Annotated in this window: 8 protein-coding genes; 6 read left to right on the top strand and 2 right to left on the bottom strand. The window is 71.9% G+C overall.

All coding sequences use genetic code 11. From position 1 onward, the window contains the following. On the top strand, nucleotides 1-1,377 hold a 1,377-nt coding region (locus tag ACWGDX_RS01915), incomplete at its 5' end, for an FAD-dependent oxidoreductase (protein ID WP_453621228.1). Between the two features lie 79 nt (nucleotides 1,378-1,456). Here the strand turns inward: ACWGDX_RS01915 and hemE are convergent. After that, a complete protein-coding gene (hemE, locus tag ACWGDX_RS01910) occupies nucleotides 1,457-2,521 on the bottom strand; it encodes a uroporphyrinogen decarboxylase (protein WP_453621226.1) in 1,065 nt (354 codons plus the stop codon). 91 nt (nucleotides 2,522-2,612) lie between these two features. Between hemE and ACWGDX_RS01905 the strand changes: the two genes are divergently transcribed. The 5 genes from ACWGDX_RS01905 to ACWGDX_RS01885 all read left to right on the top strand — a co-directional run bounded on the left by ACWGDX_RS01905 (nucleotide 2,613) and on the right by ACWGDX_RS01885 (nucleotide 9,185). Continuing rightward, a complete protein-coding gene (locus ACWGDX_RS01905; RefSeq protein WP_453621224.1) occupies nucleotides 2,613-3,302 on the top strand; it encodes a DUF3000 domain-containing protein in 690 nt (229 codons plus the stop codon). A 291-nt stretch (nucleotides 3,303-3,593) separates the two neighbouring features. Further along, nucleotides 3,594-4,253, top strand: a complete 660-nt coding sequence (locus ACWGDX_RS01900; RefSeq protein WP_093605154.1) for a helix-turn-helix transcriptional regulator — start codon at nucleotides 3,594-3,596, stop codon at nucleotides 4,251-4,253. A 77-nt stretch (nucleotides 4,254-4,330) separates the two neighbouring features. After that, the gene (locus tag ACWGDX_RS01895; protein WP_453621222.1) at nucleotides 4,331-5,680 is read left to right on the top strand and encodes an HRDC domain-containing protein; all 1,350 of its coding nucleotides are present in this window, start codon (nucleotides 4,331-4,333) and stop codon (nucleotides 5,678-5,680) included. Nucleotides 5,681-5,844: 164 nt separating this feature from the next. After that, a complete protein-coding gene (locus tag ACWGDX_RS01890) occupies nucleotides 5,845-7,065 on the top strand; it encodes a thiolase family protein (RefSeq protein WP_453621221.1) in 1,221 nt (406 codons plus the stop codon). Next, a complete protein-coding gene (locus tag ACWGDX_RS01885) occupies nucleotides 7,062-9,185 on the top strand; it encodes a 3-hydroxyacyl-CoA dehydrogenase NAD-binding domain-containing protein (protein WP_453621219.1) in 2,124 nt (707 codons plus the stop codon). Before ACWGDX_RS01890 ends, ACWGDX_RS01885 begins: the two co-directional genes overlap by 4 nt. Nucleotides 9,186-9,365: 180 nt before the next feature. Here the strand turns inward: ACWGDX_RS01885 and ACWGDX_RS01880 are convergent, their stop codons facing one another. Continuing rightward, nucleotides 9,366-10,526, bottom strand: a complete 1,161-nt coding sequence (locus tag ACWGDX_RS01880; protein ID WP_453621217.1) for a hypothetical protein — start codon at nucleotides 10,524-10,526, stop codon at nucleotides 9,366-9,368. Between the last annotated feature and the right edge of the window lie 26 nt (nucleotides 10,527-10,552).

The following is a 10,552-nucleotide window of genomic DNA, read 5'->3' as shown; positions in this document are numbered from 1 at the left end:
CGGGCGGCGCGCTGGTGGGCCTTGGGGGGCGCCGGGGGGGTATGGCCCGCCGGGACGCAGGCCCGCAGGATGAAGGGCCCGGAGGAACTGGAGATCGTCGCCTTCGAGCGCGGCCACTTCACCTCGTTCTCGGCGTGCGGCATCCCGTACTGGGTGGGCGGCGATGTGGCGGAACGGGACGAGCTGATCGCCCGTACCCCGCAGGAGCACCGCGAGCGCGCGATCGACCTCCGTATGCGCACGGAGGTCATGGAGATCGATGTGGCGGGGCAGCGGGTCCTGGCGCGGGATCTCACCGACGGTACGGAGAGCTGGACCGGCTACGACAAGCTGGTCGTCGCGACGGGCGCGCGCCCCGTACGCCCCGCGCTCCCCGGTATCGACGCGCCGGGCGTGCACGGCGTACAGACCCTCGACGACGGCCAGGCGCTGCTGGACACCCTGACCGGCACACGGGGCCGGCGGGCGGTCGTGGTGGGCGCGGGCTATATCGGGGTGGAGATGGCCGAGGCGCTGCTGAAGCGCGGTTACGAGGTCACGGTCGTCCACCAGGACGAGCAGCCGATGGCCACCCTCGACCCGGACATGGGCCGGCTGGTCCATGAGGCGATGGACGGGATGGGCATCACCACCGTGGGCGGCGCCCCGGTCGCCGAGGTCCTCACCGGCAAGGACGGCCGGGTGCGGGCCGTGGCCACCGGGGACGCCGAGTATCCGGCCGATGTCGTCGTGCTCGGGATCGGTGTCCTGCCGGAGACCTCACTCGCCCGCGCCGCCGGGCTGCCGCTCGGACCGCACGGCGGACTGCTCACCGATCAGTCGATGCGGGTGCGCGGCCACGAGAACATCTGGGCGGGCGGCGACTGTGTGGAGGTCCTCGATCTGGTCTCCGGGACGACCCGCCATCTCGCCCTGGGCACCCACGCGAACAAGCACGGGCAGATCATCGGCGCCAACGCGGGCGGCGGTTACGCCGTCTTCCCCGGAGTGGTCGGTACGGCCGTCAGCAAGGTCTGCGATCTGGAGATCGCCCGTACGGGGCTGCGCGAGAAGGACGCCCGCCGGGCGGGCCTCCGGTTCGTCACCGCGACCATCGAGTCGACCAACACCGCCGGTTACTACCCGGGCGCGGCCCTGATGACGGTGAAGATGCTGGCGGAGCACCGTACGGGCCGGCTGCTGGGGGTCCAGATCGTGGGCCGTGAGGGCTCGGGCAAGCGCGTGGACATCGCGGCGGTGGCGCTGACGGCCGGTATGACGGTGGAGCGGATGACGACCCTGGACCTCGGCTACGCCCCGCCGTTCTCCCCGGTCTGGGACCCGGTGCTGGTCGCCGCGCGCAAGGCGACGACCGCCGTACGGGCGGCGGGGATGTAGCCGGGACCGGCACGGAGCGGCTACGGCCGGGAGCGGCGCGCCACGGCGCGGAACACCGCCCCGGCCGTGCTCCCGCGCTTCAGCGGGCCGTCCGGGTGTGGACGTGCTCCACCAGCCGCGTCAGGGCGTCCGGGTCCATGCTGGGCAGTACGCCGTGGCCCAGATTGAAGACATGGCCCTCCAGGCCCGCCGCCGCGGCGAGCACCTCGTCGGCCTTCTCCTCCACCACGGCGGTCGGGGCGAAGAGGACGGCCGGGTCGAGGTTGCCCTGGAGCGCCTTGCCGGGGCCGACCCGGCGGGCCGCCTCGTCGAGCGGTACGCGCCAGTCGACGCCGACGACATCCGCGCCGGCCTCGCCCATCGCGCCGAGCAGTTCGCCCGTACCGACACCGAAGTGGATACGCGGCACACCGTAGGGCGCGACGGCGTCGAAGACCTTGACCGAGGCGGGCAGTGCGGAGCGGCGGTAGTCGGCCGGGGCCAGGGCGCCCACCCAGGAGTCGAAGAGCTGCACGGCGCTCGCCCCCGCCTCGATCTGCACCGTGAGGAAGGCGGCGGTGATGTCCGCGAGCCGGTCCAGCAGATCCGCCCAGAGCGCCGGATCGCCGTACATCATCGCCTTGGTGTGCTCGTGGTTGCGGGACGGACCGCCCTCCACGAGATAGCTGGCGAGGGTGAAGGGAGCGCCGGCGAACCCGATGAGCGGTGTGGAGCCCAGCTCTCCGGTCAGCATCCCGATCGCCTCGGTGACATAGGAGACATCGTCGGGGGTGAGATCGCGCAGCCGCGCGAGATCGGCCCGGCCGCGGATCGGCTCGGCGACGACGGGACCGACGCCCGGCTTGATGTCGAGGTCGAGGCCGATGGCCTTGAGGGGGACGACGATGTCGCTGAAGTAGATCGCGGCGTCGACCTTGTGACGCCGTACGGGCTGGAGGGTGATCTCGGTGACCAGCTCGGGCCGCATACAGGACTCCAGCATCGGAATCCCCTCGCGGACCTTGAGGTATTCCGGCAGTGAGCGCCCCGCCTGCCGCATGAACCAGACCGGGGTGTGAGGTACCGGTTCACGCCTGCACGCCTTCAGGAAGGCCGATTCGTACGTCTTCGTCTGCTGGCCCGAGGGGCGGTCAATCGCGCTCACGCCCAGAATCTTCGCATGTACGGGGAAGCCGCTGCCCCGGCCCGGGTGTCCCTCCCTGCGCGAGACGCGGGTTCCGCCTACTCTTCCCCGCATGGCTGCGGCTCAGGGACAGTTTTCCGATCATTCCAACGGCACCGAGGGAACAGACAGCACGGAGGGGGGCTCCGTCCCGTCCGCGTTCCGTACGGCGGTCGAAGCACTGCGGTCGGCGCGGCTGCGTCCCGGGATCGAGATCGAGCCGACCCCGCCGCCGAAGCGGCTCGCACCGTACGCGTACGCCCTGGAGGCCGCGGTCGTCGACGGGGAGGACGATCTCGCGGACGGCCGGCTGATCCTGCTGCACGACCCGGCCGGGCACGAGGCCTGGCAGGGGGTGTTCCGGCTGGTGACGCTGGTGCGCGCGGAGCTGGAGCCGGAGATGGCCGCCGATCCGCTGCTGCCCGAGGTGTGCTGGTCCTGGCTGACGGGCGCGCTGGAGGCGCGCGGACTGTCGTACGGAGAGGCCAGCGGCACGGTCACCCGGGCCGGCTCGTACTACTTCGGCGGTCTCGCCGAGCGCAGGCCGGCGACCCAGATCGAGATCCGCGCGTCCTGGACCCCGCGCGAGGGCCGGGCCGGGGTGCCCGACACCGCGGCGCATCTCGCGGCCTGGTGCGATCTGCTCTGCCAGATCGCGGGGCTGCCGCCGGCCGCGCCGGGTCCGCTCCAGGGGCCCGCCGAGGCGGGCTCCGGCGCGGGTGTGGTGTCCCTGCCCCAGCGGCGCGGTCCACAGGTGTCCTGACGGGCCTTCACGCCCTCGCCATGGCGTGATGACGCCACTACTGCGGTCCGCCGGGCTCTTCACACCCTCCACCCACGTCCGGCATGCTCGGCGCACACGGGCGCGGCGGGACCGGTCAATAGGATGATCGATCACCCGTCCGAATTGCCCGAATTGTTACTCACCAAATCGTGATCATTCCCTAAAGCCGGGCGGGATTGCTGCCGAAGAGGTCAATGACCCTTCAAACACGGTTCCCCCCGGCTTCATCCCCCAGAGCCGGCCCCGTCCCGCACCCTCCCAGGAGGCCTGGTGTCCGTTCTCCTCGAGCAGCCCGCAAGCCTGGTCGCCTACCGCCCGAACAAGCCGACGGCCATGGTCGTCGTGGCCGACCCGCGCGTCCGCTCCACCGTCACCCGCCATCTGTGGGCCCTTGGAGTACGAGACGTCATCGAGGCATCGTCCATCGCGGAGGCACGCCCCCGCGTCGGCAACCCACGCGACATCTGCGTTGCCGACGTCCACCTGCCCGACGGTTCCGGGCTGACCCTGCTGTCCGAGACCCGAGCCGCCGGCTGGCCCAACGGCCTCGCCCTCTCCGCCGCCGATGACATCGGCGCGGTGCGCAACGCCCTCGCGGGCGGCGTCAAGGGCTATGTCGTGACCGGTACGCGCACCAACATCGGCCACCCCACCCGCCCCGGCGCCGCCCCCATCGGCGCGGGTCAGCGGATGCACCGCCGCCCGCCCGGCGCGCCGAGCCACCCGGGCGGCTACCGCGAGCTCTCCGGCCGTGAGGTCGAGGTGCTCAGGCTGGTGGCCGAAGGCCAGTCCAACAAGGCCATCGGTGTCTCGATGGGCCTGTCCGCCCTCACCGTCAAGAGCCATCTCGCCCGTATCGCGCGCAAGCTCGGCACGGGTGACCGGGCGGGGATGGTCGCCGTGGCCCTCCGTACCGGCATCATCCACTGACCGTCCCTTCCCGCCCACCGCCCGTCGACGGAACGTTCCGTCGACGGGCGCCGTCCGTTCACAGATACCCTTGACAGGTGACCGACGCCCAAGAGACCGCAGCAGAGCCAGCACTGCGAACCACCGGGGGCCCGCGGCGGCAGCCGCTGATGTCGCAGCCCCCGGGCGACGTCGAATCGGCGCCGATCCCCTTGTTGGAGCCCCGCGAGGGCATTCCGCCGGTGGTCGCCACCGAAGCAGACCTGGCCACGGTGGTCGCCGCCTTCGCCGCAGGCACGGGCCCCGTGGCCGTCGACGCGGAGCGCGCGTCCGGCTACCGCTACGGACAGCGCGCGTATCTCGTCCAGCTGCGCCGTGAGGGCGCGGGCACGGCACTGATCGATCCGGTCGGCTGCCCCGATCTCTCCGCGCTCGGCGAGGTGCTCGCGGAGACCGAGTGGATTCTGCACGCGGCGACCCAGGATCTTCCGTGTCTGCGCGAAATAGGCATGACGCCCACCCGGCTGTTCGACACGGAACTGGCAGGCCGGCTGGCGGGCTTCCCCCGGGTCGGGCTCGGCGCGATGGTCGAGAACGTCCTCGGGTACGCGCTGGAGAAGGGCCACTCCGCCGTCGACTGGTCGACGCGGCCCCTTCCCGAGCCCTGGCTGCGGTACGCCGCGCTCGATGTCGAACTGCTGGTCGATCTGCGCGACGCGCTGGAGAAGGAACTGGACCGGCAGGGCAAGCTGGAATGGGCGCACCAGGAGTTCGAGTCGATCGCCTCGGCCCCGCCGCCCGCCCCGCGCAAGGACCCGTGGCGCCGTACGTCGGGGATGCACAAGGTGCGCCGCCGGCGTCAGATGGCGGTGGTACGGGAGCTGTGGACCACCCGTGACCAGGTGGCACAGCGGCGCGATGTCTCGCCCGGCAAGGTGCTGAGCGACACGGCGATCATCGAGGCGTCGCTGGCCCTGCCCGTGAATGTGCACGCGCTCACCGCGCTGCCCGGTTTCGGCCACCGGATGGGGCGGCGCCAGCTCGAACAGTGGCAGGCGGCGGTGGACCGGGCGCGGTCGCTGCCGGACACGGAGCTGCCGCAGCCGGGCCAGCAGGTCGCGGGCCCGCCGCCGCCGCGCTCCTGGGCGGACAAGGACCCCGAGGCGGCGGCGCGGCTGTCGGCGGCGCGGGCGGCGGTCTCGGCGCTGGCGGAACGGCTGAACATGCCGCAGGAGAACCTGATCACGCCGGACACGGTGCGGCGGGTCTGCTGGGAGCCGCCGCGGGAGCGGACGGTGGAGGCGGTGGAACTGGCGCTGGCGGAGTACGGGGCGCGGAGGTGGCAGATCGAACAGGTGGCACCGCTGCTGACCCGTTCCCTGACACCGGGCGAAGCGCCTGCCGACGGTGCGGCCGCGGGCCGAAACCCCGGCCCGTCGGGCGATTGAGGACGAACCGGACGGAGGGAACCGGGTCGCGGGGACGGTCCGGTCCCGCAAGAGCCTCAAAAAACCCTCCCCGGCTGGGCGGGATGGTTACCGGCGAGTAGCATGGGGAGGGCACGCCTCGGCGTGCCCCGCAGTGCCATCCCGCACCCTGGAGGAGAGCCATCGTGCCTCGTACCGTCAGGGACGTCGTCTTCGTCGACGGCGTCCGTACCCCGTTCGGCAAGGCGGGCCCGAAGGGCATGTACCACGAGACCCGGGCCGACGATCTTGTCGTGAAGGCGATCCGGGAGCTGCTGCGCCGCAACCCGGATCTCGACCCGGCGCGGATCGACGAGGTCGCCATCGCCGCGACCACGCAGATCGGTGACCAGGGCCTCACCCTCGGCCGTACCGCGGGGATCCTCGCCGGGCTGCCGCAGTCCGTGCCCGGCTACTCCGTGGACCGGATGTGCGCGGGCGCGCTCACCGCGGTGACCACTACGGCGGGTTCCATCGCGTTCGGCGCGTACGACATCGTCGTGGCCGGCGGTGTCGAGCACATGGGGCGGCATCCGATGGGTGAGGGTGTGGATCCCAATCCCCGGTTCGTGAGCGAGAGGCTCGTCGACGACTCCGCCCTCTTCATGGGGATGACGGCCGAGAATCTGCACGACCGTTTCCCGCATCTGACCAGGCTGCGTGCCGACGAGTACGCGGTGCGTTCGCAGGAGAAGGCCGCCAAGGCGTACGCGAACGGTGCGATCCAGCAGGATCTGGTGCCGATCTCGATCCGCCGCACCGATCCGGCGGGGGGCGAGACCGGCTGGGGGCTCGCCACCGCCGACGAGCCGATGCGGCCGGGGACGACGCTGGAGACGCTGGCCGGGCTGAAGACCCCGTTCCGGCCGCACGGCCGGGTGACCGCGGGCAATGCCGCCGGGCTCAACGACGGCGCCACCGCCTCGCTGATCGCCGCCGAGGACTTCGCGCGCGAGCAGGGGCTGCCGGTCAGGATGCGGCTCGTCTCGTACGCCTTCGCGGGCGTCGAGCCCGAGGTCATGGGGTACGGCCCGATCCCGTCGACGGAGAAGGCCCTCGCCAAGGCGGGGCTCTCGATCTCCGACATCGGGCTGTTCGAGATCAATGAGGCCTTCGCCGTGCAGGTGCTGGCCTTCCTCGACCACTACGGCATCGCGGACGACGACGAGCGCGTCAACCAGTACGGCGGCGCCATCGCGTTCGGCCACCCGCTGGCCTCCTCCGGTGTACGGCTGATGACCCAGCTCGCCCGGCAGTTCGAGACGCGGCCGCAGGTCCGCTACGGCCTGACCACGATGTGCGTCGGCTTCGGCATGGGCGCGTCGGTCATCTGGGAGAACCCGCACTTCGACGGAGGCACCAAGTGAGCACCGCTGAACTCCTGAAGGGCGCGGCCGAGCTGTTCCCCGGCGAGGTCGTCACCCAGGCGCACGTACGCCATCTCGATCTGCCCGGGGCCGGACGCTTCGCGCTGATCACGCTGGACAACGGGCTCGACCACACGAAGCCGACGACGTTCGGTCCGCAGTCGCTGGCGAATCTGGACGCGGCGATCGACCAGGTCGAGGCGGAGGCGTCCGAGGGCACCGTCGTGGGGGTGGGGGTGACCGGCAAGCCGTTCATCTTCGCCGTCGGCGCCGACCTCAAGGGTGTGGAGCTGCTGAAGCGCCACGAGGACGCCCTCGCGATCGGCCGGGGCGGCCATGATGTCTTCAAGCGGCTCGCCGCTCTGGCCGTGCCGACGTTCGCGTACTACAACGGCGCGGCGATGGGCGGCGGTGTGGAGATCGGTCTGCACTGCCGGTACCGCACGGTGTCGGCCGCGCTGCCCGCGTTCTCGCTGCCCGAGGTCTTCCTCGGTCTGGTGCCGGGCTGGGGCGGCTGTACGCTCCTGCCGAATCTGATCGGCGCGGAGCGCGCGGTCTCGGTCGTCATCGAGAACTCGCTCAATCAGAACAGGCAGCTCAAGGGCGCCCAGGTCCATGAGCTGGGGATCGCCGACGCGGTCTTCGAGGGCGCGGACTTCCTGGAGCAGTCGCTGCTCTGGACGGCGTCGGTGCTCAAGGGCGAGCTGGAGGTCGTACGGCCCGCGGTGGACCGCGGCGAGGCCTGGGACCAGGCCGTCGCGCACGGCCGGGCCTTCGCCGACTCCAAGGTGCACGGCGCGGCCCCGGCCGCCTACCGCGCGCTCGACATCATCGCCGCGGCCAAGGACGGCGACCTCCAAGCGGGCTTCGACGCCGAGGACCGGGCGCTGGCGGATCTGATCATGGGCGGCGAGCTGCGCGCCGGGATCTACGCCTTCGACCTGGTGCAGCGGCGTGCCAAGCGCCCGGCCGGGGCGCCGGACAAGTCGCTGGCCCGTCCGGTCACCAAGGTGGGTGTCGTCGGGGCGGGGCTGATGGCCTCGCAGCTCGCGCTGCTCTTCCTGCGCCGGCTGGAGGTCCCGGTCGTCCTCACGGACATCGACCAGGAGCGCGTCGACAAGGGCGTCGGCTATGTCCATGGCGAGATCGACAAGCTGCTGCTGAAGTCCCGTATCGGTCAGGACCAGGCGAACCGGCTCAAGGCGCTGGTCACGGGTGTGCTGGACAAGGCCGAGGGCTTCGCGGACGCGGACTTCGTCATCGAGGCCGTCTTCGAGGAGATGAGCGTCAAGCAGCAGGTGTTCGCGGAGGTCGAGGCGGTCGCCCCGGCGCACGCGATCCTCGCCACCAACACCTCGTCGCTGTCGGTCTCCGAGATGGCGTCGAAGCTGAAGCACCCCGAGCGGGTCGTCGGCTTCCACTTCTTCAACCCGGTCGCGATTCTGCCTCTGCTGGAGATCGTGCGCGGCGAGCGGACCGACGACGCGGCGCTGGCGACGGCGTTCGGGGTGGCGAAGAAGCTCAAGAAGAGCGCGGTGCTGGTGAAGGACGCCCCGGCGTTCGTCGTCAACCGTATCCTCACCCGCTTCATGGGCGAGATCCAGAACGTCATCGACGAGGGCACTCCGGTCGAGGTGGCGGAGCGGGCGGTGGAGCCGCTGGGGCTGCCGATGTCGCCGCTGGTGCTGCTGGAGCTGGTCGGCCCCGCGATCGGGCTGCATGTCTCCGAGACGCTGCACCGCGCGTTCCCCGCCCGTTTCACGGTCTCGGAGAATCTCGCGGCGGTCGTGAAGGCGGGCAAGCGCGGCTTCTACGTCTACGACTCGGGTGCGCCGGAGCTGGACCCGGAGGTCGCCGCGCTCCTGAAGCAGGGCGACACGGTTCTGACGGAGGAGCGGACGCGCGAGCGTGTTCTGGACGCGGTGGCGCAGGAGATCGGTCTGATGCTGGCCGAGGGCGTCGTCGCCGAGGCCCAGGACATCGACCTGTGTCTGATCACGGGCGCGGGCTGGCCCTTCCATCTGGGCGGCATCACGCCGTATCTGGACCGGGAAGGCGTCTCGGAGCGGGTGAACGGCAAGCCGTTCCTGGCGCCGGGTGTGGCGAGCGTGCCGGTGTAGCGCGCGGCGCGACAGGCGGACCGGACAGGCCGTACGGAAACCCTCCGTACGGCCTGTCCGCTGCCCGCGGCGGGCAGCGGGCCTGACGGGCCGTGAGTGGGCCGACGGCCCGGCTGACGGGCTCTCAGGCCCTCTGACGCGCCTGTCACGCCTGTCACGCCGGAGCCGGGACCGTCACTGTCAGGTCCTCAACCGGGTCCAGGCCGCGAGGGCCAGGCCCGGTTCCGCCTTCTGGCGGGCCAGCCGCAGGGTGCCGTCCTCGCCCAGTGCGGCCAGGACCACCCTTCCGTCGCCGTCCAGGGCCAGGGCCGGGGCGCCCACGCAGGGTTCGCCGGACGGGGTCCAGTTGAGGCCCGCGGCCTCGTTCTCGGTGGGGTACGCGGCGATGCTGGGGCGGCCGTCGGGGCCGCGCTGGGCGAGGATCGTGCAGTCGAGGCCGTCGACCGGGGTACGGAGCACGGCCAGCGGGCCGGTGCCGGGGCCGCCCAGGCGGACCGCTTCCGTTCCCGGGCGCCAGGCGTGGACCGTACTGTCCTCGGCGTCGCGCCAGAAGTGGGTGAGCCGCCCCGGACCCGTGCGCTCGGCGATGAGCGTGCCGGACGCGACGGGGGCGACCGGCTCCTCCTCGGCGCGTTCCAGGGCCGCTTCGGGCTTCTCGCGGAGCCAGCGGACGATGGTGTCCCGGGCCGGGACGAGGACTTCGATCGGACCGTGGTCGGTCAGGGTCGCGACCGGCTCGCCGGTCAGCACGGTCCCCTTGGCGTTCGCGCCGCCCCAGGCCTGCCAACGGCCGGTCCGGGACTGGTTCTTGGCCGAGACATTGCCGTTCGCGTTCCGTACGAAGAGATGCACGGAGCCGACCGCGTCCACGACGATCGAGGGCATGCCGATCCGGCCGCCCTTCACCCGGTCCTTGCCGTGCGGGTTGCCCAGCGACTGCCAGTCCCGCAGCGGACGGCCCGTCTGGAACTGGACGGCGTGCAGGAGATCGATCTCGTCGGGCCCGTCGGCACCGGGACGTTTCCGCACCCCCAGCAGATGGACGAAGCCCTCGCTGCTCAGGGCGATGGAGAGATACGGCAGCAGACCGGGGAAGGCGAGCAGTTCGGACTCCGACCAGTCCGGACCGCCTGCCCTGGCCTCCGTCCAGCGCAGCACGCCTTCGGCGGCCGGCGCGTAGGCCGTGAGCCTGCCGTCCTTGCCGCGCAGCAGCCAGCCGGTGGTCTCCGGGAGGGAGTTGTCCGCGGGAGGCGTCGGGAGCGTGCGGCGCGGCTCGCCCGTCATGGCCTTGCCCGCGCCGTCTCCCGATCGTCTCGACGTCCGTCCGGACCTCGGCGTCATGGCCCGCCGCCACCTTCCCGAGCGCT

It is taken from the genome of Streptomyces sp. NPDC055025, from assembly GCF_053608565.1.
Note: the sequence above shows the minus strand (reverse complement) of the source record. Positions and strands in the feature narration are given on the sequence as shown.

Excerpts from the sequence above, each read along its gene's own strand:
- ACWGDX_RS01905 (WP_453621224.1), top strand. The coding sequence starts at position 2,613 with ATGGCTGCGGCTCAGGGACAGTTTTCCGATCATTCCAACGGCACCGAG.
- ACWGDX_RS01880 (WP_453621217.1), bottom strand. The coding sequence starts at position 10,526 with ATGACGCCGAGGTCCGGACGGACGTCGAGACGATCGGGAGACGGCGCG.